At 38.8% G+C, this 26810-nt stretch carries 24 protein-coding genes; 22 read left to right on the top strand and 2 right to left on the bottom strand.

Annotation, left to right across the window (positions count from 1 at the left end):
• Positions 1–250 precede the first annotated feature (250 nt).
• From NXG61_RS03220 to NXG61_RS03180, 9 genes are all read left to right on the top strand, one after another.
• Positions 251–2170, top strand: coding sequence for a BglG family transcription antiterminator (locus NXG61_RS03220; protein WP_196604240.1), 1920 nt, complete (start codon positions 251–253; stop codon positions 2168–2170).
• Between the two features lie 29 nt (positions 2171–2199).
• Positions 2200–2664, top strand: a complete 465-nt coding sequence (locus NXG61_RS03215; protein WP_307224107.1) for a PTS sugar transporter subunit IIA — start codon at positions 2200–2202, stop codon at positions 2662–2664.
• 12 nt (positions 2665–2676) lie between these two features.
• Positions 2677–2970, top strand: coding sequence for a PTS sugar transporter subunit IIB (locus tag NXG61_RS03210; protein ID WP_196604242.1), 294 nt, complete (start codon positions 2677–2679; stop codon positions 2968–2970).
• Between the two features lie 179 nt (positions 2971–3149).
• Positions 3150–4415 carry a PTS galactitol transporter subunit IIC gene (locus tag NXG61_RS03205; RefSeq protein ID WP_196604243.1) on the top strand — a complete coding sequence of 422 codons (1266 nt, stop codon included), beginning with the start codon at positions 3150–3152 and terminating at the stop codon, positions 4413–4415.
• Between the two features lie 160 nt (positions 4416–4575).
• Positions 4576–5613: a zinc-binding dehydrogenase gene (locus NXG61_RS03200; protein WP_307224111.1), complete on the top strand. Its 1038-nt coding sequence runs from the start codon at positions 4576–4578 to the stop codon at positions 5611–5613.
• 52 nt (positions 5614–5665) lie between these two features.
• The gene (gene rpiB / locus NXG61_RS03195) at positions 5666–6115 is read left to right on the top strand and encodes a ribose 5-phosphate isomerase B (RefSeq protein ID WP_196604245.1); all 450 of its coding nucleotides are present in this window, start codon (positions 5666–5668) and stop codon (positions 6113–6115) included.
• 98 nt (positions 6116–6213) lie between these two features.
• Positions 6214–6912: a ribulose-phosphate 3-epimerase gene (locus NXG61_RS03190; RefSeq protein ID WP_231038531.1), complete on the top strand. Its 699-nt coding sequence runs from the start codon at positions 6214–6216 to the stop codon at positions 6910–6912.
• Positions 6913–6991: 79 nt separating this feature from the next.
• Positions 6992–8035: a galactitol-1-phosphate 5-dehydrogenase gene (locus tag NXG61_RS03185; RefSeq protein ID WP_307224113.1), complete on the top strand. Its 1044-nt coding sequence runs from the start codon at positions 6992–6994 to the stop codon at positions 8033–8035.
• A 70-nt stretch (positions 8036–8105) separates the two neighbouring features.
• Positions 8106–9452 (top strand): sn-glycerol-1-phosphate dehydrogenase, encoded by a 1347-nt coding sequence (locus tag NXG61_RS03180; RefSeq protein WP_307224115.1) that lies wholly within the window; start codon positions 8106–8108, stop codon positions 9450–9452.
• A 73-nt stretch (positions 9453–9525) separates the two neighbouring features.
• On the opposite strand, the gene NXG61_RS03175 is transcribed toward NXG61_RS03180, so the two are convergent.
• On the bottom strand, positions 9526–10341 hold the full coding sequence (locus NXG61_RS03175; protein ID WP_307224117.1) for a Cof-type HAD-IIB family hydrolase: 816 nt from the start codon (positions 10339–10341) through the stop codon (positions 9526–9528).
• A 254-nt stretch (positions 10342–10595) separates the two neighbouring features.
• Here NXG61_RS03175 and thiD point away from each other — a divergent pair, with 254 nt between their 5' ends.
• The 13 genes from thiD to NXG61_RS03110 all read left to right on the top strand — a co-directional run bounded on the left by thiD (position 10596) and on the right by NXG61_RS03110 (position 25853).
• Positions 10596–11420 carry a bifunctional hydroxymethylpyrimidine kinase/phosphomethylpyrimidine kinase gene (gene thiD / locus NXG61_RS03170; RefSeq protein ID WP_307224119.1) on the top strand — a complete coding sequence of 275 codons (825 nt, stop codon included), beginning with the start codon at positions 10596–10598 and terminating at the stop codon, positions 11418–11420.
• Positions 11421–11453: 33 nt separating this feature from the next.
• Positions 11454–13058, top strand: a complete 1605-nt coding sequence (locus NXG61_RS03165; RefSeq protein WP_196604486.1) for an ABC1 kinase family protein — start codon at positions 11454–11456, stop codon at positions 13056–13058.
• Between the two features lie 219 nt (positions 13059–13277).
• Positions 13278–13640, top strand: coding sequence for a chorismate mutase (gene aroH, locus NXG61_RS03160; protein WP_307224121.1), 363 nt, complete (start codon positions 13278–13280; stop codon positions 13638–13640).
• A 189-nt stretch (positions 13641–13829) separates the two neighbouring features.
• Positions 13830–14507: a FadR/GntR family transcriptional regulator gene (locus NXG61_RS03155; protein ID WP_196604252.1), complete on the top strand. Its 678-nt coding sequence runs from the start codon at positions 13830–13832 to the stop codon at positions 14505–14507.
• A gap of 65 nt (positions 14508–14572) precedes the next feature.
• Positions 14573–15820: an enolase C-terminal domain-like protein gene (locus NXG61_RS03150; protein WP_196604253.1), complete on the top strand. Its 1248-nt coding sequence runs from the start codon at positions 14573–14575 to the stop codon at positions 15818–15820.
• 17 nt (positions 15821–15837) lie between these two features.
• Positions 15838–17175 (top strand): MFS transporter, encoded by a 1338-nt coding sequence (locus tag NXG61_RS03145; protein WP_196604254.1) that lies wholly within the window; start codon positions 15838–15840, stop codon positions 17173–17175.
• 86 nt (positions 17176–17261) lie between these two features.
• Positions 17262–18152 carry a zinc-dependent alcohol dehydrogenase gene (locus NXG61_RS03140; protein ID WP_307224123.1) on the top strand — a complete coding sequence of 297 codons (891 nt, stop codon included), beginning with the start codon at positions 17262–17264 and terminating at the stop codon, positions 18150–18152.
• Between the two features lie 69 nt (positions 18153–18221).
• Positions 18222–18983, top strand: coding sequence for an SDR family oxidoreductase (locus tag NXG61_RS03135; RefSeq protein ID WP_196604256.1), 762 nt, complete (start codon positions 18222–18224; stop codon positions 18981–18983).
• A 161-nt stretch (positions 18984–19144) separates the two neighbouring features.
• Complete coding sequence (uxuA, locus tag NXG61_RS03130) at positions 19145–20224, top strand: mannonate dehydratase (protein WP_307224125.1); 1080 nt, start codon at positions 19145–19147, stop codon at positions 20222–20224.
• A 12-nt stretch (positions 20225–20236) separates the two neighbouring features.
• A complete protein-coding gene (locus tag NXG61_RS03125; protein ID WP_307224126.1) occupies positions 20237–21841 on the top strand; it encodes a mannitol dehydrogenase family protein in 1605 nt (534 codons plus the stop codon).
• A gap of 85 nt (positions 21842–21926) precedes the next feature.
• Positions 21927–23342, top strand: coding sequence for a glucuronate isomerase (uxaC, locus tag NXG61_RS03120; RefSeq protein WP_307224128.1), 1416 nt, complete (start codon positions 21927–21929; stop codon positions 23340–23342).
• A 28-nt stretch (positions 23343–23370) separates the two neighbouring features.
• The gene (locus NXG61_RS03115; RefSeq protein ID WP_307224130.1) at positions 23371–24891 is read left to right on the top strand and encodes an MFS transporter; all 1521 of its coding nucleotides are present in this window, start codon (positions 23371–23373) and stop codon (positions 24889–24891) included.
• Between the two features lie 272 nt (positions 24892–25163).
• Positions 25164–25853, top strand: a complete 690-nt coding sequence (locus NXG61_RS03110) for a GntR family transcriptional regulator (RefSeq protein ID WP_196604260.1) — start codon at positions 25164–25166, stop codon at positions 25851–25853.
• Between the two features lie 56 nt (positions 25854–25909).
• Here NXG61_RS03110 and NXG61_RS03105 read toward each other — a convergent pair whose 3' ends face one another.
• Positions 25910–26614 (bottom strand): M48 family metallopeptidase, encoded by a 705-nt coding sequence (locus NXG61_RS03105; RefSeq protein WP_196604261.1) that lies wholly within the window; start codon positions 26612–26614, stop codon positions 25910–25912.
• Positions 26615–26810: the final 196 nt, after the last annotated feature.

Raw genomic sequence — 26810 nt, 5'->3', positions numbered from 1 at the left:
TCAAAACCATACCCAAGGCAGGGTATGGTTTTTTTATAAGCATATGATGCAAAGCTATAAAATAGCATATGAAAATAGTATTAATTAATAAAAATAATGGCATCATTATAGTGATAAATAAATATTGCCTGATATATGCGGAAAAAATTTTCTACATGTGTCGAAAATTTCCGTATTTCAGGGAAACTTTTCCATCTATGACAAGAAAGAAAAATTTGCTAGAATAAAATCAAGCTAGGGAGTGACAAAAATGGTCAAGCTGAAAAAGCGCAGCAAAAGAATTTTTGAACTGTTAAAGAATTATCCTAATGGGATCACAGGCGAACAGATGGCAAACCAGCTGGGGGTTTCGTCAAGAACCATCAGATCAGATATAAAATTCTTGCAGGAACTGCTTGAACAGCATAATGTTAACATCATCGCAGTTCCAAATAAAGGATATAGTCTTAAAGATACTGCAAATTTGGGGCAGCTTGAGGATGAATTGTCAAGAGAAGATAATATTAATTTTGAAACTTCAGAAGAAAGAGTAAATTATATAATAGTTAAATTATTAGAAAATACTTTTTCGGGAAATTCCATTACACAAATGGAACTGGCTGATGAATTATTTGTCAGTATATCCACCTTGAAAGCTCACTTAAATGATGTAAAGAAAATATTCAGTAAGTATGACTTGAAAATTGTCCAGTATAAAGGAAAGGGAATGATTATTGCCGGTGAGGAAATCAAAGTCCGCTACTGCATGTCTGAAATAATAAATAAACATAATTTTGAGCTGTTCTATCAAAAAATATTGCCGGATGCAAATATGGCGGAGCTGGATAAGATAATCAGAAAAATTTTAAATCAGAAAAAGTTGCAATTAGCCGACGATGCAAAAGAAAATCTTTGTATACACACTGCCATTGCGGTACAGCGCTCCAAATATAATAAGACTGTATTATATTCGGCCAGTTTGGCGCAAAAGATAGGAAGCACCTTTGAATATGATGTTGCCAAGGATATAGTGGATGAAATTTACGCACAAAATGGCATAGATTTATCATATGCGGAAATTTATTATATTGCGCAGTGCCTTCTGGCCAGTAAGAAAATCTTTGATGCAGGTGAATCAACGGATAAGGCGCATGTTAAAAAACTGGTAGATATTATTCTGCAGGAAATCCATGACAAAATGGCAATTGATTTCACGGAAGATGAATATTTGCGAGACGGTTTGACATTGCATTTGAATATCGCCCTGACACGGATAGAGTTCCATATGATCATACGCAATGAACTTCTGGATACTATCAAAAATGATTATCCTCTCGCTTTTCAGATGGGAGTAATAGCAGGAAAAGTCGTTGAGGAATATGACAACATAAAAATAAATGAAAATGAAATAGGTTATATAGCGCTGCATTTTGGGGCAGCGATAAGCCGTACCGGCATTAAGGAAAACAGAAAAGTAAAAAATGTCGTGATAGTTTGTTCGGCAGGGCTGGGGATGTCTGTATTGCTCAAAGCGAAAATAGAAGAACATTTCCATAATAGATTAAACATAATGAAAATCATACCGGGATATGAAGTTGACGGTTCCATAATGGATAATACCGATTTTGTATTCACTACGGTGCCGCTGAAGGAAATACATTCTGATAAAGTGATAATGATCAATCATATGCTCAAAAAGGAAGATATCACGAAAATAGAGCAAAAAGTTTTTCAAAAAGATAAAATGGATAAAACAGAAATAGAAAAATTCTTTTCCTCAGAAAATTTCTATGTAAATAAAAGCTTTACAGAAAAAAATGAATGCATCAATTTTTTGACGGATCAGGCAATTCAAAAGGGTTTGATGACTGCTAAAATAAAAGAATTGATTTTTGAGAGAGAAGAAATGGCATCTACCTCGATAGGTGATTTGGCAGCTATTCCGCATCCTATGTACAACGAAAATAATAATTCATTTATATCGGTGCTCATATTAAATAAACCTATCATGTGGGATGATCTTCCGGTGCAGGTGGTATTCCTGCTCAATATAGGAAAGAATAAGGCAAGTCTTTGGGAAACAATGTTCTTAAAATTATACAATTATATAAAATTGAAGAGCGGCATAAATTCTATGCTGAAAAATAAGTCATATGATGTCTTTCTGGAAGAGTTTATAGACATGTTCTAATCTTATGACAATAGGGGGATAAATTGATTATGAGCGCAATATCATTGGATGAAAACTTAGTTTTACTGAATCTTGAAGGGAAGGATAAGTTTGATGTCATTGCGAAGATGGCCGGGAATATGCAGAAACTGGATTATGTAAAGGAATCTTATAAGGCTGCTGTTGTTGCCCGCGAGAAAATATTTGCAACAGGTCTGCCGACCTCTTCTTACGGGGTGGCTATTCCTCACACTGACATTGAACATGTAAATGCACCAGCTATCTGCGTTGCTTCTCTTGCCAAGCCGGTTGACTTTGTGATCATGGGAGAAGAATGTGAGACAGTGCCGGTAAAGATAGTTTTTATGTTAGCCATGAAAGAACAACATGCGCAACTTGAAATATTGCAAAAGCTTATGAAAATACTGCAGGAGGACGGTGCACTGGAGGAGATAGCAAAAGCACAAAAACCAGTTGATATTAAAGAATTTGTATGTAAAAAATTAGGTTTGTAAGGAGAGATTATCGTGAAAAATGGCAAAAAATTAGTTTTGGTGGCATGCGGCACAGGGATCGCTACATCAACAGTAGTGAATGAAGCTGTAAGTAAATTGGCAAAGAAAAATAATATACCTGTTGAAATTATTCAATGCAAGATCATGGAGGTGCCGGGGTACTCTGACGGAGCAGATTTATTAGTAACAACAACAGTAATAGATAAATCAAAATATGCTTTTCCGGTAATAAGCGCCAGAGCATTTTTGACAGGAATAGGTTTGGATAAAGTAGAGGATCAGATTTTAGCAGAATTACAGAAATAACAAAATATGCGAAAAAGTTATGGGAAGTATTTACGATCACTGATCTACTTTTTTAGAAGAATAGAAAAAATAACGGATACCGCTTCTCATAATTATTTCGATTTGGATGATGAACAATTTTTAGCTAACATAAAATTCAAAAAATACAAATAAAATAAAATTTTAAGGAGGATATATACATGGATAACTTAATTCCAATGTTCCAATCTTTTCTGGGGTTGGGCGCAACTGTAATTTTACCGGTATTTATCTTTATTTTAGGCTTGATTTTCGGCTGCGGTCCTGCTAAGGCATTTCGTTCCGGGCTTACCATCGGTGTGGGTTTTACGGGAGTTTTTCTGGTAGTTGGCCTGCTTACTGAAAATTTGGGACCTGCGGCACATGCCATGGTAGAAAATTTCGGTATACATCTTAATGTAATTGATGTTGGCTGGCCGGCAGCGGCAAGCATAGCATGGGCTTCTCCTGTTTCGGCGCTCGTTTTGCCGGTATGTCTCATTGTTAACGCTATTATGCTTTTTACTAAAACAACAAAAACAATGGATGTCGATATCTGGAACTACTGGCATTTTGCCTTCTGCGGTGCATTCGTTTATACGTGGACAGGCAGTCTGGTGCAGGCCATGATAGCTGCTATCTTGTTTGAAATAGTAGTTTTGAAAATAGCGGACTGGACAGCACCATATATGGAGAACTATTTTGAATTGGAAGGTATTTCTGTTCCTACAGGCTCCACTTGTTCATATGCTCCCATAGGTATACCTCTCATTTGGCTTATCCAAAAAATTCCTGTAATAAAGGATTTAAAAGCAGATCCTGATTATATACAGCAAAAATTTGGCATTTTCGGTGAACCAATTTTTATGGGCTTGGTTTTAGGCTGCATATTAGGTGCCTTGGCCGGTTATACTCCCGGCAACATCGTAAAAGTAGGTGTGGCAATGGCAGGGGTAATGGTTCTTATGCCGCGTATGGTCAAACTTTTGATGGAAGGGCTTATTCCTATATCTGAAGCTGCACGGGAATTTCTGAAGAAGAGATTTGGCGAAGGCCACAATATTTATATAGGTCTTGATGCAGCTGTTACTACAGGGCATCCGGCAGTTATTGCCACAGCGCTTATACTCGTTCCAATCACTGTATTTCTGGCAGTTATTATTCCGGGAAATAATGTTTTGCCGTTCGGCGATTTGGCTACCATTCCGTTTATAGTGGCAATGATCGTAGCAGCAGCCAGAGGCAATATAGTTCATTCGGTCATAGCCGGTATCATTGTTATCAGTCTGTCTCTTCTGATGGCGACGGCTGTAGCTCAGTTCCATACACAAATGGCTATTGCGGCACAGTTTAAAATGCCTGAAGGCACAACGATGATTTCCAGTATTGACCAAGGCGGTAATTTGATACATTTCGTTATTTTCAAATTGTTTGCTTTGTTCAACTGAGAAAATTCCGTAACGATTTTCTTAGTCCGACAGTGAAAGAAAATGCGGCGCTGCTGGCAAAAGCGGCAGCGCCGGCATATCTTGCTTATAAAATACATTTATGGGCAAGATATGCCGGAAAATATTAAGGCTATGAAAAGTCTATGGAGGAGATAATAGTATGAAAGCTCTGGTAAAAACACAGCCGGGCGGCGGCCATTTCGAAATTATTGATAAAAAGGAACCCGCAGCAGGTGCAGGACAGGTAAAAATTCGAGTAGAATACGCAGGTGTATGCGGCAGTGATATTCATACTTTCGAAGGACATTACAATTACAATGCTTCTGATTTGACACTGGGCCACGAATTTGCCGGTACGATTGCCGAAGTAGGTGAAGGCGTAACCGAATTCAAAGTAGGTGACCGAGTGACATCGGAAACGACGTTTGTAATTTGCGGCGAATGCAAATACTGCAAAGAAAAACAGTATAATCTCTGCGATTCGCGCAAAGGGCTCGGGACACAGCAGGACGGTGCATTTGCAAATTATGTGCTCGCACGTGCGGCCAGTGTACATCGGCTGCCTGATAATGTAAGCTGCAGAGATGCTTCTATAACAGAAGCGGCAGCATGCGCATATCATGGAGTCAGTCGTGCGAAAATAAATAAAGGCGATATCGTTTTGGTGCTGGGACCGGGGCCGATCGGACTTTTGGTTGCGCAGATAGTAAAATCATATGGCGGAATCGTTGTAATGACCGGACTTACTAAAGATAAAGAACGCCTTGATGTTGCCAAAGAAAAATTTAGTATGGATTATATTGTCGATGTTCAGACAGAAAGCGCAGAGGAACTGGTTAAAGATCTTACGGACGGATATGGTGCGGATGTTTGCTTCGATTGTACCGGTGCAGTTCCCTCAATGCATTTAGGAATGGATTTGCTGCGTAAACAAGGGCAGTATGTGCAGGTCGGTCTTTTTGCAAAAGATGTGGTGGATGTGGATTTCTCAAAAATTATTCAAAAAGAACTATATGTTACAGGGACAAGAAGCCAAAATACGCATGATTGGGAACCCACATTGGAATTAATGAGCAAGGGTGCCATTAATTCGGCTAAAATGATAACGCACGAGCTTAATATAGATGAATGGGATAAAGCTTACGACTTGATAAAAAGCGGCGAAGCGATCAAAGTTATTTTTAAACCGCTTGCTTGAAATTATTCCAGTCAGACAGAAATTGTAACAGCAGTTAAATGAGGTGTATATTTTGAAATCAACTATAGTGATCGGCAGTGATCATGCCGGGTTTCAGATGAAAAAATTCATCATAAAAAAACTGGAAGAAGCAGAATATGCTGTTGAAGATAAAGGCACCTATGATGAATCATCTGTAGATGCGGGAATCTATGCCGCTGCTGTCGGTGAAGCGGTGGCTGCAGATCCCCAAAAAAGAGGGATACTGATTTGCGGAACGGGAATAGGTATGTCGATGATGGCGAATAAAGTAAAAGGCATACGTGCTTCACTTGTTTCAGACCTCTTTTCGGCAGAAATGACAAGGGCTCATAATGACGCAAATGTTTTATGTATGGGCGCAAGAATAATATCAAATTATATGGCTTGGGAATTTGCTCAAAAATGGCTTGCCACGGAACATCTTGGCGGTAAATATGCAAAAAGGGTACAGGCTATGATGGATTATGAGAACCGCCGTTAAGTGATGAGCATGATAAAAACGCCTGTATCCGTATAATATTCGGATCACAGGCGTTTCATATATAATGCTTATGAAAAAATCGGAGGAGGGGGAAGTTGATGGAGATAAATTTACCTATGCCGGCTGTGTCGGCATCAGTTTCCTGCATGGACTTGGGTCATATGCACGCACATATAAAAGCTGTCGAAAACAGTTCGGTTTCTTTTTTTCATTATGATGTGGTAGACGGTAAATTCAATAAGTGCTATATATTGGGGGACTTACTCTGCCAGTATATAAAAAATAACACAAAATTGCCTGTTGAAGTCCATCTGGCAGTATATGATATAGAACCATATATAGAAGTTTTTGCGGATAAAGGCGCAGACTATATAGCAGTACACTATGAAGCCATGAAAAAACCGCATGAGATTTTTGCAAAAATAAGGGCGAGGGGCATGCAGCCTGTGCTGGCATATAAGGCTGATACAGCACCAAAAGAGGATTTTTCTGAATTGGCCGGACAATGTGCATGGGTGCTTAAACTAACGGTAAATCCAGGCTTTTCCGGACAGAAAATAAAACAAGAATCAATTGAGCATATAAAGACTATGCATGACATGTTAAAAAATGCCGGCTTGGATACACGTATTCAAGCTGACGGAAATGTTAATAAAGAAACAATAAAAATGTTGGCGCAGGCGGGGGCAACGATATTCACCGGAGGCACTTCAGGTTTATTTTTGAAGGAAGGCAGCATCCAGCAGAATATAGAAAAATTGCTCGCCCCTATACAGCTTGAAACGATGCAGGGGTGAGACCGGTAAAAGTAATATACGGGAATGTAATAATGTCTGTCAGAAAAAATATTTTTAAAATATAAAGATGAGGGAAATTATGAAAGCATTATGCCTGTATGGAGTTCGTGATATCAGATTTGAAAATGTTGACGAGCCGCAGATTAAAAATGACTGCGATGTAAAAATAAAAGTAAAAGCCGTAGGAATATGCGGTTCGGATATTCATCGCTATTCACAACTGGGCCCGTATGTTAAAGGGATGGTATGGGGCCATGAATTTTCCGGACAAATAACAGAGGTAGGCAGGGCTGTTACAAAATATACAAAGGGTCAAAAAGTTACGGCATGTCCTGCTTTATGCTGCGAAAAATGCGATCCGTGCAAAAAAGGCAGGTATGCGCAGTGCGAGGAATTATCTGTTATCGGAGCATACAGGCAGGGTGCCTTTGCGGAATATATAGTCCTGCCGGAGAATAATGTAGTCGCGCTGCCTGACACTGTCGATTATGCGGAGGCGGCACTTATAGAACCGTCATGTGTTGCCCTGCATGGCATTTATAATGCAGGAGGAATACAGCCGGGAAGTACAGCAGCTGTTTTGGGCTGCGGGACAGTTGGTACTATGGCAGTGCAATGGGCAGCCATATCCGGGGCTGAGAAAATAATTGCCATTGATGTAAATCAAAACAGATTGCAGACTGCCCTGAAAGTGGGAGCGGACATTATTATCAATACTGCGGGGAAAGATCCCTATGATGCCGTTTGCGAAATGACAGGAGGAAAAGGTGTCGACTTTGCTGTCGAGGCAGCAGGGACGGCTGAAACCTCCGCGCAAGTACTCGCACTGCCGGGAAAAGGCGGAGCAGTAATCTATATGGGCATACCATATAGTGATGTGCTGATAAACCGTTTTCACTTCGAAAGAATAGTGCGCAATGAACTTTCTGTGCATGGCACATGGAATGCGATATCGGGACCGTTCCCGGGCAGGGAATGGGAAACGTGCGTGCATTTCTTGGGGAAAGGGATTTTAAAGACGGCCCCTTTGATAAGCAGGAACGTTCCCTTATCAGAAGGACCGGAAGTTTTTGCAGCGGCTGCGGATAAGTATACTGACGGGAAGATTGTATTCCGTCCTTAAAACCGCCGGAAAAATACACAAAATTTGGCGAAGGTCTGTTTATGGATTTTATTATGTGAGGAGTATGAATATGGTAAATTGGAATGAACATTTGAATAAAAAAATAAGTTGTGCATGCGGGCGCGATCATGAGTGTGATATAGCCCATGTGGAAATAGGACAGGATGTCATAGAAAAATTAGCCGGATATGTCGGGGAAAAACAGTATAAAAGCATATGCATAGTAGCTGATAAAAATACGATCAAAGTCGCAGGGGAAAAGGTATATAAAGCACTGAAAAACGCCAAGGCGGATTATTCGGAATTCATTTTTCAGGATGATGAATTAGTCCCCAATGAGCTTAATATTGGAAGAATATTTACACATATACCATATGACTGTGATTTTATAATAGCCGTTGGTTCAGGCGTTATCAATGATTTGATACGGTTTGTGTCACAAAAACTGAAATGTCCGTATGTTATCGTAGCTACAGCACCTTCAATGGACGGTTACGCATCTGCCGTATCTCCGCTGATCGTAGATGATATGAAAGTGACCTATGAAAAACTTGGGTTCCCCTGGGCTGTCATAGGTGATGTCGATATCTTGAAAAATGCACCCGAACATATGATAACAGCGGGAACAGGTGATGTTTTCGGTAAGTATGTATGTCTTGTTGAATGGAAGCTGGCTCATATCGTAAATGATGAATATTATTGCCCAAGCATTGTGGATATCATGTATAATGCTGTAAATAAAACAGCAGGAGCTGCGGATAACGGGATAGCGCAAAGAGATAAGGATGCCATTATTTCAGTAATGGAAGGGCTGGTATGGGCAGGAACCGGAATAAGCTACTGCGGCAATTCCCGTCCCGCTTCAGGCTGCGAACATCAAATAGCACATTTTTGGGAAATGATGTTTCTGCAGCAAGGCCATCATGAACTTCTGCATGGAACGCTTGTAGGGATAGCAACTGTCGCTGCCTTGCATATATATAAAGAAGCATTGGCAATATTGGAGAAAGAAACGGATTTTGTTAAAAAATCTTTTGATAAAGCTGCATGGGAATCCAAAATCAAAGAAGTTTACGGGCCTGCTGCCAACGGAGTATTGAAGCTGGAAAATGAAGTCGGCAAAAACTGCGATGATAAATCCGCGCAGCGCATGAAAAGCGTTCTTGCACACAAAGCAGAAATTATAGATTTGATAAAAACTCTGCCGGATGTGGATGTAATGATAAATCGCATGAAAAAGATTCATGAACCATATTTGCCGCAGCATGTGGGAATATCACATGAATTGCTTAGAAATGCCTTGATCTATGCAAAGGAACTGCGTAATCGATACGGGGTTCTCCAGTTATTATTTGACTGCGGAAAATTGGAAGTGGTAGCCGATAAGGTTTGTGCACAACTGGAAGAATTAAATTGATTATGATAAATTAATAATTATCGCAAAACAAAAACTGCTGATGGGGATTATCAGCAGTTTTTGTTTTGCGTATTTACTTTGGGAAAGCAGCCGACAGTACTTTGCTTATGCCTTTTGCCACACCGTCGTTATTACAATCATCAGTGATGAAGGAAGCGGCTTTTTTTGCTGCAGGGATAGCATTTGCCGTCGCTATGGATATACCGGCGTATTCCAGCATGGCAATATCATTGTCTCCGTCGCCGAATACGAGAATATCTTCCTTTGCTATACCGAGGTAATCTGCAAGATATTTTAAGCCGACAGCCTTGTTAATATCAGGAGGCGTTACATCAATAGTATAGCCGGTATTTTGCTGTAATTTCACAGCGCCGGAAAAATATTCCTGCAAATGCCGGATTATGTATGCGGGAAGTCTGTCTGTGCTGCTTCTTAAAACTATTTGAGTGACATTTTTGGTGTAAGCTTTATAATTATTGCCTACCTCAATAAGATCAAAATTTTTCACAGTATGGTAACCGGAAAACATATCCCAGGAAAAATATGGAGCAAATCGATTTTTTCCTATATACCAGCTGCAATAAATGTTATTTTTAATAAGAAAGGCCAATATTTCAGCCGCGGCATCATCATCAATGTATTTTTCATATATTTTTTCATCGGTATCAATACTGCGTATCATGGCACCATTACAGGATATTACAGGAACCTGAGCGCCGATTTCTCTGCCAAAAAAGGCAGCGGCAAGATGCATCCGCCCGGTAGCGATAGAAGCCGCAATACCATTTTTGCGGGCAATATGAAAGGCCTCTATGTTGGCTCTGCTTACTAATTTTTCTTCATTTAACAATGTTCCGTCCAGATCGGTGACAATAAGTTTTATAGGCATAATAAGATTTCATCCCTTTTTATTTTTCAAAAATGTATATACTCAATGCAGCTGTACAAGGCTGTAGATTTTAATATTAACCGCTGGGGTTATTATAACGTATTTAATTGGCAAAATAAATAGGGCAAACAATTGCTATGATACAGTAAATAATATAATATATACTATGTATATCGATAAATAAAGGAAACAGAGGCCGACCGATGATGCCGCTGTTTTGGTATGAGACTATTATGAATAACGGATGGGTAATTATGAAAAAAATTCTAACGATTGCTGGTTCTGATTGCAGCGGCGGAGCAGGGATACAGGCTGACATAAAAACAATAACGGCACACAGAATGTATGCTATGAGTGTCATAACGGCATTGACTGCCCAGAATACTACAGGCGTAAGTAAAATAATGGAAGCAGAAAAAGATTTTGTGGCAGCACAGCTGGACGCCGTATTTTCAGATATTCCTCCTGATGCGGTAAAAATAGGAATGGTAGCTAATGCGGATATTATAAAAATCATTGCGGCAAAACTGAGTGAATATAATGCAAAAAATATAGTGGTAGATCCTGTCATGGCAGCTACTTCCGGCAGCAGCCTTTTGGAAAAGGATGCGGTGGAGGCGTTAAAACAGGAACTTTTGCCAATGGCCGATGTTATAACTCCTAATATATTTGAGACCGGTATATTGTGCGGTATCGTTCCCCGGTCCGAGGAAGAAATGGAGCAGGCCGCAAAGAAAATTTTTGCGGAAATTTATAAAAATTGTGACCGCGAAGCCGCAGTATTGATAAAGGGTGGGCATTTGGCAGATGATGCCGCTGATGTATTAAGAGACCAGACAGTTACGTATGTTTATAATGGAACAAAAATCAATACTGCCAATACGCACGGAACGGGATGCACGCTCTCCTCGGCTATAGCCTGCAATATGGCAAATGGGTTCAATATATATGAAAGTGTAAAATATGCAAAAAAATATATCAATTTACTGTTGAACGCAGGACTGGATCTGGGAAAGGGAAACGGCCCATTAAATCATATGGCAGCCGGTGCGTGGATTTCTAAAGAAATTTTGGATTAAAGAGTTTTTATTGAAGCGGGCGGGAATAACATGATGCTGAAAAATATATTGACAAGCAATAAATATGGTTATATAAGTTCATCTCTTCGGCTGCGTCAAATGCTGTCGGTGCTGCGTAAATATGATGCTGTGCGCGGAATGAATCCCGTACGTATGCGGCTGATCCTCGAAGCGCTGGGGCCTACCTTTGTAAAACTGGGACAGGTTATATCCATGCGGCCTGATTTTCTGCCGGGAGAATACATATATGAGCTGAGCAAGCTGCAGACGCGAGCTAATCCCCTTCCCTTTGAGATCATAAAAGAGGTGATCGAGCAGGAGTATGCGCAGAAATGGAATAATGTTTTTGCGCAGATTGATGAAAAAGCATTGGGATCGGCGTCAATAGCTCAAGTCCATCACGCCGTGCTTAAGACCGGAGAAAAAGTTGTTATAAAGGTACAGCGTCCGGGAATATATGAAATAATGGCGCAGGATATCATGCTGTTGAAAAGAACGGTCGCGTTGCTGCAAATTTTCAGTAAATCACGTGATGTAGTTGATTTTACAGCAGTTCTTGATGAAATGTGGACAATTACCAAACAGGAAATGGATTTTATGATGGAAGCTGATCACATCGACGAATTTCGTCATCTGAACAGCGACGATTCAAACGTTGAATGTCCTCAAGTTTACAGGAAACTGACAACAGCCCGTATCCTTGTTATGGAATATGTGGATGGCATACGTATAGATGAAATAGATAAACTGAAGCAGGCCGGTTATGATGTAGAGGCTTTAGGCCGCAATCTTGGGAAAAATTATATAAAGCAAATAATAAAGGACGGTTATTTTCATGCCGACCCGCATTCCGGCAATGTCTGGGTGCGCGGCGGAAAAATAATATGGCTGGACCTTGGTATGATGGGGCGTCTCTCTCAACAGGAAAGAAATGCTTTGAAAAAAGCCATTTATGCGTTAGTGCATAACGATACATTTGCTATGAAATCAGCTATATTGTCATTAGGTGTGCCTAAGGGGAAAATAGATCATATAAAGCTGTATGAAGATATAGATATATTGATGCTGCGCTACAGTGATCTGCGTTTTGAGGAACTTAATCTCGGCAGATTATCACATGACATCATAGCTGTCTTACGCCGTCATAATATGGGTATCATACCGGGCCTGAGCATGTTTGCAAGAGGTATTATGACCATTGACGGTATTATGCAGATTACCTGTCCTGATATAAATTTTGTAGATATATTGAAGGATCAGATGCAAAGTGAATTCTCTAAAAATTTTAATTGGCGTAATGAATTGAAAAAGATGCGCCAGGAAGGATATTCGCTGATATACAGATCAATGCAGCTGCCGGAGCAGTTATCCGATATGATCAAAATGACTATGAGCGGGCAGACGAAAGTCAATCTGGACCTGACAGGATCAGAAGAACCATTGAAACGCATAGATAAAATGATCAATAAACTTATCATCGGCATAATAAGTGCGGCCCTTTTATTGGGATCGTCGATAATCTGTACTACTAATATGACACCTAAATTTTTGGAGATACCTTTTCTGGGGATTTTGGGATATTTGTCCGCATTGCTTTTATGCGCCCGTTTGTTGATAAGCATCTGGCGGCATCGATGATGAAATTATTTGAACAGAACAGGAATAGAGCTCAAAATTGTTCGCGGGCAGAGGAATGAAGAGGTATACTGTTATTTTAACAGACACAGGGGATTGCAAATACCGGTGTAAAAGGTGTAGAATTTTCGAGTGAGAAAAATTTCTGAATTAAGCTAAATTAGCAATTGTTTTATTATACACAGAAAATTATGCTGTACAATTTTGAAAGGGGAGATTCGTTTGCGCGGAATACGCGGTGCGATAACTGTAGAGAAAAATGATAGTGTGGAAATTTGTAATGCAGTACAGGAAATGCTGAAGGCTATTATTTCCGAAAATGAACTTGCTGCGAAAGATATAGGAGCAGCTATCTTTTCGGCCACGAATGATATAGATGCAGTTTTTCCGGCAGCTGCCGCACGCAAAATGAAAGGGTGGGATCTGGTGCCGCTTTTTGATGCACAGCAAATGACTGTGGATGGGAGCATAGAAAAATGCATCAGGGTTTTACTGCTGGTCGATACTGATAAACCGCAGGACGAAATAAGGCATATTTATCTGCGCCGTGCTAAAATGCTGAGACCTGATATTTTGAATAAATGATGCAAATATTGAAAAACGCATAATAATATAATATCCGGGGCTTTTAGTTGAAGATAATATAAAAAAGAATTTGTTGTATAAATTTTTCATGAATGAATCAATATATATGATTGCATTTATGAAAGTTATATGTTAAAATATTTTTAACTTGAAAGTCGACTTACAAGTTAAAAGATTGAGGAATATATAATGCATATCGTAAAGACAAATGTTACACAGCAGGTGTTCGAGTATCTGAAGAAAAATATCGAAAGTGGTACTTGGCCGATCGGTTCAAAGATCCCATCAGAAAACAGATTGACGGAGCTTTTGGCAGTCAGCAGGTCCAGTATACGGCTGGCCATACAGCAGTGCATAGCACTGGAAGTTTTAGAAAGTCAGCATGGCAAGGGGACTTTTGTAAAGCGTAATGATATAAGCGGTATAATAGGCACAGTCAATACACTTAATGATGCCGATTACGATAATATATGCCAGGTACTGCAGTTTAGAGAAATTATCGAAAAAGAAAGCGCCTATTTAGCTGCAAATAATGCGAAAATGGTAAATCTGAAAAATCTGGAAGAATGTCTCGAAAAAATGAAAAAAAATATCAACAAATCAGATGAATTTGTGCGACAGGATATGCTTTTTCACAAGGAAATCTGCAGGGCATCAGGAAATAAGATTCTGGAGATGGCATTAAGTGATGTTTTAGAGAGAACAGCCAAAAATCATAAACAACTTAATGACCTCTTCGGTTATAAAGATGGAGTGTATTTTCATACGTTGCTTCTGGAAGCTATACGGTGTAAAGACGCAAAAAAGGCTAAACATATTATGAAAGCGCATATACGGCAGGCTATAGATAATTTGAAAACAGACTAGGTCTGTTTTCTTTTTGGGACATCTTGTAGGACGACTTACAAATACAGGAATACTGGAGGAAGAACATGTCTACAATTATTACTGACATCAAGGTGATTTTGACTGCACCGGAAGGAATAAATCTCGTGGTGGTCAAAGTCGAAACTAATCAGGATGGATTGTACGGTCTTGGATGTGCGACATTTGCGTATCGGCATTTGGCTGTAAAATGCGTTATTGAAGAATATTTGAAACCGTTGTTAACGGGCAGGTGTGCTGAAAATATTGAAGATCTTTGGCAGCTTATGCATCAGAATGGCTATTGGCGCAATGGGCCGATAGAGAATAATGCTATTTCCGGTATCGATATGGCACTATGGGATATAAAAGGAAAAATGGCAAATATGCCATTATATCAGTTGTTTGGGGGAAAATGCAGAGAAGCAGTGCCTGTATATCGTCATGCAGACGGCAAGGATCTCGGTGAAATATGTGAGAATATTGAACGTTTTCAAGAAATGGGCATACGCTATATTCGCTGCCAATGCGGTGGCTACGGTGGGGCAGGTTATCATACGGCTCCCGAATATGCACCTGCCGGAGCTGCATCGGGAATTTATCTTGACGGCAGAAAATATATGAGAGATACTGTCAAACTTTTTGATGGGATTCGCAGCAGGCTGGGATTTGAGATCGAGCTGGTGCATGATGTACATGAACGCATATCTCCTCATGCGGCAGTACAAATGGTTAAGGAACTTGAACCGTACAAGTTGTTCTTTGTGGAAGATGCTATTCCTCTTGAACAGGGGGAATGGTACAGAAGACTGCGTGAACAAACAGTCACTCCGCTGGCACAGGGAGAACTTTTTAATAATCCTGCGGAATGGAGATATCTTATCACAGAAAGACTTATCGATTATATACGTGTTCATATCAGTCAGATTGGCGGTATTACACCGGCAAGAAAATTGCAGATTTTTGCAGAACAATTCGGAGTCAAAACTGCATGGCATGGTCCGGGTGATATGTCACCGCTGGCACATGCGGCAAATATACACATAGACTTATCGGCCGCTAATTTTGGAGTGCAGGAGTGGTCGGGGATAGAACCGCCGAATTTTGTAATTCAGAAACTAAAAGGCCCGCATGGAGCCCTCTTGGACGTTTTTCCGGGATTGCCGGAATTTAAAAATGGATATGTTTATGCCAATGATAAGCCGGGGCTGGGCATTGATCTTAACGAGAAAGAAGCTGCAAAATATTCTTGTGAAAACGCAGTAACAACATGGACGCAGACCAGAAATATAGATGGATCATTGCAGACACCATAAAATGAGAGGAACAGTAAATGATAACAGCAAAAGGACAAAGACCTTCAAAAGTGAGACTATTCATATTAGCGCTGCTCTTTATAGCCGTTGCTATAAATTATACTGACAGAGCGAATCTTTCTGTAGCCGGAGCGGCGATCCAAAAACAATTCGATCTGAGTTCCACAGAACTTGGCGTGCTGTTTTCGGCATTTACATGGTCATATGCTGCGGCTCAGGTTCCTGTGGGTGTTCTATTAGATAAAATTGGTGCACGTATTTTATATGGAATCGCTATAAGCGTATGGGGGCTGTTTACCTTTATCATGGCGTTCAGTGCACACGAAATGTTTGCCAGCGCGGGAGCCGCATTTGCATTTCTTATATTTTGCCGCATTTGTATAGGTATATCAGAAGGACCGGCATATCCGTGCAACACAAAAATTGCATCTTTGTGGTTTCCCAATAAGGAAAGAGCAAGGGCGATAAGCACATATTCATCGGCGCAATATATCGGACTGGCAGTTTTTACACCACTGCTTGCGATTATGGTGTCGACATGGGGCTGGCCCTGTGTATTTTACTTTTCAGGAGGAATCGCAATAATTTATGGAGCTATATGGTATGTTCTTTATCGTGATCCCAAAGACAGCAAAAAGGCAAATTTTCAAGAATTAGAATATATTAAAAACAATGGCGGATATAATCCGGAAATAGATTCCGCGGAAAAAATCACACAAAAAGTATCTTGGCGTGAAATATTTTATGTAATCAGGCAAAGGAGAGTGTGGGGAATCTTTGTAGCACAATTTGCGGCGTCATCCACGCTGTATTTCTTTTTAACATGGTTCATAATATATCTGCAGAAAGGTTTGAATCTGTCTATAGATAAGGCAGGGTTTATGGCCTGTGTTCCCTATATGATGGCGATGGGAGGCGTCTTGCTTGGCGGTACGGTCAGCGATATGCTGTTGAAGCATGGCAAAACTATAACTTTTGCAAGAAAGTGGCCAATGACTATCGGCATGATAATGTCGTCAATATTATGCGCGGCAAACTACTTTGAGAATACTCCCCTAGTGGCAATAGGAATTTTATCAGTGGCCTTTTTTGCAAATGCAGGATCAAATCTTGGCTGGGTAGCGATGAGTGATATCATGCCAAAAAAAATGATGGGAACAGTAGGCGGTATTTTAAATTTATTCGGGAATTTTTCGGGAATTATTACACCTATTGTTTTTGGAGCATTACTGCAAAATTCGAATAATTTTCATATGGCAATGAATTATATTGCTGCGGTGGCTTTCTTTGGCGCAATTATATTTCATTTTGTAGTGGACAAATTGGAACCTGTAGAAATACCCGAACAATTATAAATAAAAATCAGTTGCAATTTATACAAAATTTTTAGATTTTTGACAAAAAAGTTAATATTTTACTTATTACTAAGGAGTGAATGATAATGAAAGAAGTTATTGTGACAGGTCCGCATAAGGCAGAAGTGCGTGATGTTCCAATGCCCAAAATTGAAAATAAACATGATGTACTGATAAAAATGCAATCAGCAGGTGTTTGCGGCAGCGATCATCATATTTATCATGGAACCAATCCCTGTTCAACATATCCGCGTATACCGGGACATGAAAATGCCGGTATTGTGACAGCGGTGGGCAGTGCAGTGACAACAGTAAAGACGGGTGATCATGTAATAGTGGATCTCATTATGACATGCGGTGAATGTTATCAGTGTAAAATAGGGAGAAAAAATGTATGTGAAAGTGTACGGGTGAGAGGTTCTGGGGCTGATGATGTAGTGTTTATACTGGGAACAGGAACGATAGGTTCTATTATTTTGCAGACCTGTAAGGCTAAAGGCTGCAAAACGGTTATATGCTGCGACGTCAGTGACAGCTCACTTGAACGGGCAAAGAAATACGGTGCAGACTATGTAATAAATTCCAAAAGGGAGAATTTATTGGAACGCATACAAACGATAACCAAAGGACGTGGGGTGACAATAGCTTTTGATTCTGCATGCTTCAAGGGGTCACTGACATTAGTCATGCAGCCGGGGATTGTATGTAATGCCGGCCGAATCGTTCCAATGGGATTTGTCACAGAACCCGAATCCATTACACAGGCGATGATAAATCAAAGAGAAATAGATATTATAGGATCCAGAATGTCCTGCTGTCAGTTTGAGCCGACAATAAAACACATAGAAAATGGTGATTTTGATTTAGAAGGAATAGCAACTAATTTTATTAAATTCAGCAATATACAGGAAGTTTTCTATCATATGGAACATCCTGATCCTTCTGTTAAAAAAATGGTAATACTTTTTGATGAATAATAAAATCTTAAAAATATTCGAGATTGGATGTTATATATAATATTAATTTTATTGATGGGTGTGACGAAGATGAATTTATTTGATATAAAAAATAAAAAGGCAATTGTGACGGGCAGTACAAGAGGATTGGGTTACAGTATGGCGGAAGGATTGATGCAGGCCGGAGCAGAGGTGGTTATCGTAGGAACATCAGATAAAGTATACGATGTAGCTGAAAAATTCTGCAAGAATGGATTTAGATGTCACGGAGTAAAGGGTAATTTTGAAAAACGAGAAGAAGTTTACAATGTTTTTAGGCAGGCTGTGGAAAAACTTTCCGGTGAATTGGATATTCTTGTGACTTCGCATGGCATTCAGCGCAGATATAGTGCGGAAGTATTTCCCGTGGAAGAATGGGACAAGGTTCTTAATGTAAATTTAAATTCGGTGTTTATTCTCTGCCAGGAAGCAGCTAAAATAATGCTGAAAAAAGGTTATGGGAAAATAGTCACAATAGCATCAATGGTTTCTTTTTTTGGAGGACAAACTGTACCGGCATATTCTGCAGCTAAAGGAGGAATCGCTCAAATGACTAAAGAAATGAGTAACGATTGGCTGGCGAGAGGAATAAATATTAATGCTATTGCGCCTGGTTATATGGCCACAGAAATGAATGAGGCCTTGCTGGATAAAAATAATCCACGGTATAAGGAAATAACGGATCGGATACCGGCGCACAGATGGGGAACAGGTGAAGATATGAAGGGTCCATGCAATTTTCTTTGTTCGCGGGCCAGTGATTATTTAGGCGGGGCAATTATTCCTGTTGATGGTGGATATTTAGTAAAGTAACAAGTTATTAAAGCGGATAGAGAGGAATGTAAAATGCATTCCTCTCTATTTGTATTTATCTTTTCCTTGCAATATTAATACTAGTATGGTAGTATACCTATATGAAAGACACTTAATTAAGAATATTTTTTATCTATAGAATATTAAATGGGGGCATGAAAATGCGATTTACTTTTCGTTGGTATGGAGAAAAGGATGATCAAATAAGCTTACAGCAGATTGGTCAGATACCGGGGATGGATGGTATCGTCGGGGCATTGTTTGATATTCCGGTGGGAGAAGTGTGGCCGCTGGAACCCTTGCGGGAAATAAAAAGACAGGCTGAAAAGAATAATTTATATTTTAAAGATATTGAAAGTATCAATGTGCATGAAGATATAAAATTGGGTCTGCCCAGTCGTGATAAATACATAGAAAATTACATTTTATCACTGCGTAATGCTGCAAAGGCAGGAGTTGAGGTAGTCTGCTACAATTTCATGCCTGTATTCGACTGGACACGCACGGATCTTGCAAAACCGTTATATGATGGATCTACAGCATTGGCTTACGATTATCATCTTATTGCAGGCAAAAAACCACAGGATATGGCAAAAGAAATTTTGGATAACAGCAATGGCTTTGTTTTGCCCGGCTGGGAACCGGAGCGTTTGGCACAATTGACAGAGCTGTTCAATCAGTATGATGGCATGGATGAGGATGATCTGCGGGACAATCTGAAGTACTTTCTGCAGGCGGTAGTGCCGGAAGCAGAAAATTGCGGTATAAAAATGGCTATACATCCGGATGATCCGCCGATCTCCGTTTTTGGACTGCCGCGCATAGTAAAAAATGAAAAAGATCTGGATAAAATAGCTGCTATGGTGGATAGTGAAAGCAATGGATTTACCATTTGCACCGGTTCGTTGGGATCTAATTTAAAAAATGATATTCCGCATATAATCCGCAAGTTTGGCAGACAAAAGAGGATCGCTTTTATGCATGTGCGCAATATACAGGTGCATGAACCATGGGTGTTCAATGAAGTGGCGCATAAATCAAAACATGGGTCATTGGATATATTTGAGATTATGAAAGCTATATATGATATAGATTTTGACGGACCAATACGCCCTGACCACGGGCGCATGATCTGGGATGAAAAAGGCCGGCCCGGATATGGGTTGTTTGACAGAGCTTTAGGTGTGAATTATTTGTGCGGATTATGGGATGCAATCAATCGCATATGTGGGAGAAAGTAAAGGAGGTTTTGTATGCTGCAGTTAAATAGAAAAAATGTTGCTGCATATCGAGAACAATGGGAAGATGCAGGTATAAAAACGTATAATTTTTCTGATAGTGAGGTTATTGAAAAAACTGGATCAAAGCCGCAATGGCTGCATTTTGGCGGGGGAAATATATTTCGTGCATTTATAGCCCGCCTGCAGCAGGAGCTTTTGGAAAGAAATCTGGCAGCAACTGGTATTATAGTCGCTACAACTCATAATAAGGAAGTAATAACTAAACTGTATCGCCCTTATGACAACCTGAGTGTAGCGGTGACCATGCACGCAAATGGTGATTTTACAAAAAAAATTATTGGCAATATAACGGAAGCACTTGTTTGCGATTCAGCGGAAAAAGATGACTGGCAGCGTCTGAAAGAAATAATCGCGGCACCGTCGCTGCAGATAGTAAGTTTCACAATTACGGAAAAAGCATATAAATTAAAGGACCATAACGGAAATTATTTTGAAGATGCAGCAGAAGATATGAAGAAGGGCCCTGAAAATCCGCAAAGTCCAATGGGGTGCATAACATCTTTACTCTATACACGGTATAAGGGCGGCGGACAACCGATAGCTTTTCTAAGCTTGGATAATTGTTCACACAATGGCGATAAAATAAAAGAGGCAGTACTACATTTTGCTGAAACATGGGAAAAGAATAAACTGATTTGTTCAGGATTTTCTGCATATATCAATGACAAGAATAAAGTCGCGTTTCCTTGGAGTATGATTGATAAAATCACACCACAACCGTCTGAGAAAGTTCGCATACATTTAAAAAAATGCGGTTTTAAAAATGCCGATGCGATTCATACGGAAAAAAGTGAGTGCTCATTATTCGTTAATGCTGAAAAAACGGAATATCTTGTTATAGAAGATAAATTTCCCAACGGGCGGCCTCCATTAGAAAAGGCAGGGGTTATTTTTACAGATAAAGATACGGTGGATAAAATTGAACATATGAAGGTGTGCACTTGCCTTAATCCGCTGCATACGGCATTGGCTGTATACGGTTGTCTGCTGGGATATACTCTGATAGCCGATGAAATGAAAGATGCGGAATTGAAAAAATTCATTGAGCTTATAGGATATAAAGAGGGTCTGCCTGTTGTAACAGATCCTAAAGTTCTTAATCCGAAGAAGTTCATTGATGAAGTCATAAAAGAACGTTTCAATAATCCTAATGTACCTGATACACCGCAGCGTATAGCATCTGATACTTCTCAAAAAGTGGGTATTCGCTTTGGCGAAACAATAAAAGCCCACGGGAAAAAAGCGGCGGAACTTGAATATATTCCGCTTGCCATAGCAGGCTGGTGCAGGTATTTATTAGGGATAGATGATGCAGGGAATGTTTTCACTCCCAGTCCTGATCCCTTGCTCAAATACCTACAAGATAATTTGACAGGCATAAAAGTGGGTGAACCAGATACAGCAAAAGGGAAATTGACAGAAATTTTGTCAAATAAAAATATTTTCGGCATTAATCTTTATGAGGTTGATTTGGGCAAAAAAGTGGAAAAATATTTTGGTGAATTAATCTCAGGGAAAAATGCAGTAAGAAATGTTCTAAAAAAATATGTCCGGTAATGGACGATGTTGACATAACTTTATTTAACATTAAGGATGTAAGTAATTATTTATCGAGTATGGTTTTGTAAAAAGAGGGAAAAGAATGTCATTGTTGAATGAAGATTTTTTATTAACTAGTGTTGCCGCAAGGAAATTGTATCATAGTTATGCTGAAAAAATGCCAATTATTGATTATCACTGCCATTTGAATCCTAAAGATATTTATGAAAATAAAAATTATCCAAATTTAACACGTATCTGGTTGAGTGATGGATTGTTAGGTGATCATTATAAATGGCGGTTAGAAAGAGCTAATGGCATACCTGAAAAATTAATAACGGGTGATGGCGATGAGTATGAAAAACTTTTGGCTTGGGCTAAGACTATAGAGAAAGCGATAGGAAATCCGCTTTATGAATGGACCAATTTAGAGTTGAAACGATTTTTTGGGATTAATGAACCGTTCACTGTTAAAAATGCACCTAGAATATGGAAACAGGCTAATGAATTATTGGCTACTGAGGAATTTAAACCAAGAAATCTTATAAAAAAAGCTAATGTAAAAATTCTTTGTACTACAGATGATCCAGCTTCGGATCTACATTATCATGAACTTTTGGCAAAAGAAGAAAAGAATTTTAAAGTTTTTCCGGCCATGCGCCCCGATCATTTATTAAATATCAACCAAGGAAATTATGGGAAATATTTATCTGAATTGAGTGTTGCATCAGGAGTAACAATATCGGATTTTGGGACACTTAAAGAAGCTGTGGAAAAAAGAATAATTTTCTTTAAAAAATTAGGTGGACGTTTGTCGGATCATGGACTAAATAGCTATCATTATGAAGAATTGAGTGATGAGAAAGTTAGTGAAATAATTTCAAAAGCCTGCAACGTTAATTCAAAACTTTCGGAGATGGAAATAGCAGGATATCAAACGGCATTACTTAAGTTGCTAATGAAATTAAATAAAAAATATGAATGGACAATGCAATTTCATATTAATGTGAAAAGAAACGTTAATAAAGAAATGTTCCGTAGGCTAGGACCAGATACAGGGTTCGATTCTGTTGGTTCACAGGCAGATATAGTTGGAGAATTAATAAAGCTTATAAATGCTGGATTTGAGGATAATGCTATTCCACAGACAATACTCTATTCCACAAATCCTAATGATTGGATGGCTTTGGCAACAGGCATGCAAAATTTTCAAGGAGAAAGTATTCAACGGTTGCAACTTGGGTGTGCATGGTGGTTCAACGATACACGTGAAGGAATGCGCAGTCAATTGAATATTATGGCACAACAAAGCTTGCTGGCAAATTTTGTTGGCATGCTCACCGATTCAAGAAGCTTTCTTTCGTATCCGCGTCATGAATATTTTAGACGTGTGCTATGTGATTTAATTGGAGAATGGGTAGATCGAGGACAAGTGGAAGAAAATTATGACTATTTAGGGAAAATTGTAGAATCCATATCGTACAATAATGCACATAATTATTTTTGTTTTTCCGATTAATTCGATAATTTAAAAAGGAGGGAAATGTATGAATGAAAAAAACAATTGGGTTTATCAACCTAAACCTATAAATATAAAAAGAGGGATAGCCTATGGGTTAACTGACTTGATGGGGGGAGGATGGAACAATATCGTTTCAGGAGTAATTTTTGCATTTGTTTTGAGTCAGGGTATTGGCCCTATTCTTGCAGGTGCTATTACTGGTATTGGAAGAATATTTGATGCACTATTTTCTTTATTTTTTGGTAGTATTACAGATAATTTTTATCAGACTAAGCTAGGAAAAAAATTTGGGCGGCGACATTTCTTTATTTTGCTTGGTGGGATTATATTTGCTCTGATTTTTCCTGCGTTTTGGATTAAATCTGATGACTGGCGATATTATTTGATAGTATATATTGCGATTGAATTAGCGATTGCGATGATTTTAATTTCGTGGGAAACTTTGCCTACGGAAATGACGAATGATTATAGGCTGAGGACTATCTTATCCGGTTCACGTATGTTTATTTCTGCAACAGGAACGGCTATTGTTTTTATTGTTTTGGCATTGCTTAAGCATATGCAGAATCCAAATGCTTATTTGGTGACAGGTATTATATGGACAGTTATTTTTGTTGTTGCAATTTTTATATCGTATCGAAGTACTTGGGAGCGTCCGCTCACGCCTGAATTTATTAAAGAACTTGAAAACCGACCTTCATTGACAATTAAGCAATTTATGAAACAGATGGTCATTGACTTTTTTTCTACTTTTAAAAATAAGGCATTTCGTCAACATCTTCTCATTTATTTACTATCTTTTACAGGAAAAGATTTTTATTCTACAATGTTGCCAACATTTATTCTATGCTGTATACAGGGAGCTAAAAATGATTTACCATGGACACTGCAGGCATTGTCAATATTCGGGATTTTGTCTACTTTAGCGGCGGCTAAACTGATGATCACGCATGGACCAAAATATCTTTATTTTATAAGTTATACGACCATTCTTGTTACAATGATTGGCTATGTTCTGGTATGGTTTATGCATATTTCTAACCCCATTGAAATTTTAGTGGTTGTTTCAATTTTTTATCAGTTAGCCCGCGGTATTTTAGAATTTACACCATGGAATGTATTTCCATTTATTCCAGATGTGGATAGGATAATGACACGCGGTGATCGTGCTGGTATTTATGCTGCAGTTATGACTTTTTTTCGCAAATCTACGGGTGCAGTTGCTTCGTGGATGGCAGGAATTTTGCTGGCAATAGTCGGTTTTGATTCTAAAACAATGCTCGATTTTACGTCAACTCCGCATGGTGTACAAGTTGGAATTTCCTTAATTTTTTTTATTGGGCCAGTTGTATTAATTTTGGGAGCATTGGTTCTTTCTAGATCTTTTAAATTGAATAGACAAACTCATGAAGTTTTAAAAAATGAATTGACACGCCTTGAAAATGGAGGACATAAGAGTGATGCGCAAAATGAGGCGAAAAAAGTAGCTGAAGAATTGACAGGACATTCATATGATACATTGTGGCCTAATAAAGTTCGTATATAGACTTTTGGTGCAAAGCAGAATTGATAAATAGCAGTTTTTTATTATAGAAGGACAATGATAAAGAGAAATTCATATATTATAAGAGTCTCGAATATTTATTTTAATATAATAAATATTCGAGATTTTTTGTTAAATTTGGAATGGGTGTAATTTACTGAGCTTGACTTAATTGTATACCATCATATAATATGTTTTATAGGAAAATTTTTTGATGATTTAATAGAATGCGGTTTAAAGACTTTGCAGAAAATACATACTAACGGAGCAACTTAATGATAGATTTAAAAATATCGGAAGCAAAAGAGAAAGAATCTGTTCGGGAATACGCATATCGTGTTTTACGGGAAAATATATTGAACCTGACCTTGGTACCGGGGACGGCTGTATCAGAGAAGGAGATTTCAGATATCCTGTCAATAAGCCGGACTCCTGCCAGGGAGGCTTTTATTCGTTTGGCGCAGGAAGGACTCTTGGAAATATTACCACAGCGTGGGTCGTATATTTCAAAGATAGATACAGAACAGATCGCTGAATTTCGTTTTTTGCGTGTGACTATGGAGCAGGCGGTTATCAGGCTGGCATGCAGATATTTTCCGGACGAATTTAAAAGGAAATTGATAGAATGCCTTGAGGAACAGCGTTTATGTGTGGCAAATAAGAATTATGAAAGATTTTTCAAGCTGGATAATATGATGCATGATATTATATTCACCGGCTGTGAAAAACCACATATATGGAAAATTATTCAGGAGGCAAATTTAAATTATATACGGGCGCGTGTGCTTGACTTGTCTTCTAAGCAGAGCGAGATAGAGCTTTTATTTAGTCAGCATGAGGAAATTGTTAAATCAATAATAAACGCTGATGAGGAGCTGGGGTATGAGATCATAACAAAACATGTAAATAAGGTCATAAGTGATGTTCATGAGCTGCAGGAAAAATATATAGAGCTTTTTAAATAAAAAAACAATGTACTTATTATAAAATTGCTTCCTATATAATAGGTACGTTGTTTTTCTCATAAACGCAGAACATTCAGCAGAGAATCGCCATTTTGTTTGAGCCAAAGGCGATGCGCTTCAAATGAAGGATCATACTTTTTGACTATTTGCCAGAAGCTTGCGGAATGATTCATTTGCAGCAGATGGGCTGTTTCGTGGATAACCAGATAATCAATTATCGCAGGAGGAGCCATCATTATACGCCAGTTATAATTAATGTTGTGTCTGGCGGAACAGCTGCCCCAGCGGCTTTTTTGATCACGGATCGTTATGTGTAAAACAGCTACCTGCATTTCCTCAGCCCAAAATGCAGTTCGCTGTGAAAGATGGAGTCGGGCCTGTTCCTTATACCAGGGAACAAAAATATCACTTAATGGCAAAAAAATACTGCCCTCATATTTTACAATGACTTTTTCTCCGCTTACTTTTATGAGCGGCGGGGTACTTGCAAAAATGCGTTCTATATACAGGGGGGCGCCCTTGTATGTTATATATTTGTCATTGATAGGGGCATTGAGGGAAAGCTCTTCATAAGTCTGATCCTTTTTTTTTATCCAATCGGCATATCTGTATAAAATTTTGTATACTTCTTCATCAGTGGTATTATGGGGTGTTTTTATTAAAATATTACCGTGTGCTTTTAGAGCAATCGTTATTGTTTTTCTTTTTTGGCGCTCTTGTTTAAAAGTAAATAATTTATCGCCAAGTTTTATGCGCGGCATGCGGAATATCACCTTTTTCATAGCAGATTATCAATGGTACAGTTTTTGCAAAAATATATGATCGTTTTGCAGGAAAGTTTATAACACTATAATAAAATTGTTTTCTATTTTTTACAATATGTTATAATAATATTATACAATATAATCAATAAATAATGTCTTTCAATAGGCTGCGAATGTTTATTCAGGTGATGTT

Origin of the sequence: Pectinatus haikarae (genome assembly GCF_050916305.1) — a bacterium.
Taxonomy (GTDB): domain Bacteria; phylum Bacillota; class Negativicutes; order Selenomonadales; family Selenomonadaceae; genus Pectinatus; species Pectinatus haikarae.
This window is presented reverse-complemented; position numbering and strand designations above follow the sequence as displayed.

What these genes read in the sequence shown, in the direction of transcription:
- NXG61_RS03185 (WP_307224113.1), top strand. Translation starts at nt 6,992, where the DNA reads ATGAAAGCATTATGCCTGTATGGAGTTCGTGATATCAGATTTGAAAAT.
- NXG61_RS03110 (WP_196604260.1), top strand. Translation starts at nt 25,164, where the DNA reads ATGATAGATTTAAAAATATCGGAAGCAAAAGAGAAAGAATCTGTTCGG.
- NXG61_RS03220 (WP_196604240.1), top strand. Translation starts at nt 251, where the DNA reads ATGGTCAAGCTGAAAAAGCGCAGCAAAAGAATTTTTGAACTGTTAAAG.
- NXG61_RS03150 (WP_196604253.1), top strand. Translation starts at nt 14,573, where the DNA reads ATGTCTACAATTATTACTGACATCAAGGTGATTTTGACTGCACCGGAA.
- NXG61_RS03175 (WP_307224117.1), bottom strand. Translation starts at nt 10,341, where the DNA reads ATGCCTATAAAACTTATTGTCACCGATCTGGACGGAACATTGTTAAAT.
- uxuA (WP_307224125.1), top strand. Translation starts at nt 19,145, where the DNA reads ATGCGATTTACTTTTCGTTGGTATGGAGAAAAGGATGATCAAATAAGC.
- NXG61_RS03115 (WP_307224130.1), top strand. Translation starts at nt 23,371, where the DNA reads ATGAATGAAAAAAACAATTGGGTTTATCAACCTAAACCTATAAATATA.
- NXG61_RS03135 (WP_196604256.1), top strand. Translation starts at nt 18,222, where the DNA reads ATGAATTTATTTGATATAAAAAATAAAAAGGCAATTGTGACGGGCAGT.
- NXG61_RS03200 (WP_307224111.1), top strand. Translation starts at nt 4,576, where the DNA reads ATGAAAGCTCTGGTAAAAACACAGCCGGGCGGCGGCCATTTCGAAATT.
- NXG61_RS03155 (WP_196604252.1), top strand. Translation starts at nt 13,830, where the DNA reads ATGCATATCGTAAAGACAAATGTTACACAGCAGGTGTTCGAGTATCTG.
- NXG61_RS03105 (WP_196604261.1), bottom strand. Translation starts at nt 26,614, where the DNA reads ATGCCGCGCATAAAACTTGGCGATAAATTATTTACTTTTAAACAAGAG.
- uxaC (WP_307224128.1), top strand. Translation starts at nt 21,927, where the DNA reads ATGTCATTGTTGAATGAAGATTTTTTATTAACTAGTGTTGCCGCAAGG.
- NXG61_RS03140 (WP_307224123.1), top strand. Translation starts at nt 17,262, where the DNA reads ATGAAAGAAGTTATTGTGACAGGTCCGCATAAGGCAGAAGTGCGTGAT.
- NXG61_RS03205 (WP_196604243.1), top strand. Translation starts at nt 3,150, where the DNA reads ATGGATAACTTAATTCCAATGTTCCAATCTTTTCTGGGGTTGGGCGCA.
- NXG61_RS03180 (WP_307224115.1), top strand. Translation starts at nt 8,106, where the DNA reads ATGGTAAATTGGAATGAACATTTGAATAAAAAAATAAGTTGTGCATGC.
- thiD (WP_307224119.1), top strand. Translation starts at nt 10,596, where the DNA reads ATGAAAAAAATTCTAACGATTGCTGGTTCTGATTGCAGCGGCGGAGCA.
- NXG61_RS03215 (WP_307224107.1), top strand. Translation starts at nt 2,200, where the DNA reads ATGAGCGCAATATCATTGGATGAAAACTTAGTTTTACTGAATCTTGAA.
- NXG61_RS03145 (WP_196604254.1), top strand. Translation starts at nt 15,838, where the DNA reads ATGATAACAGCAAAAGGACAAAGACCTTCAAAAGTGAGACTATTCATA.
- NXG61_RS03165 (WP_196604486.1), top strand. Translation starts at nt 11,454, where the DNA reads ATGCTGAAAAATATATTGACAAGCAATAAATATGGTTATATAAGTTCA.
- NXG61_RS03125 (WP_307224126.1), top strand. Translation starts at nt 20,237, where the DNA reads ATGCTGCAGTTAAATAGAAAAAATGTTGCTGCATATCGAGAACAATGG.
- NXG61_RS03190 (WP_231038531.1), top strand. Translation starts at nt 6,214, where the DNA reads ATGGAGATAAATTTACCTATGCCGGCTGTGTCGGCATCAGTTTCCTGC.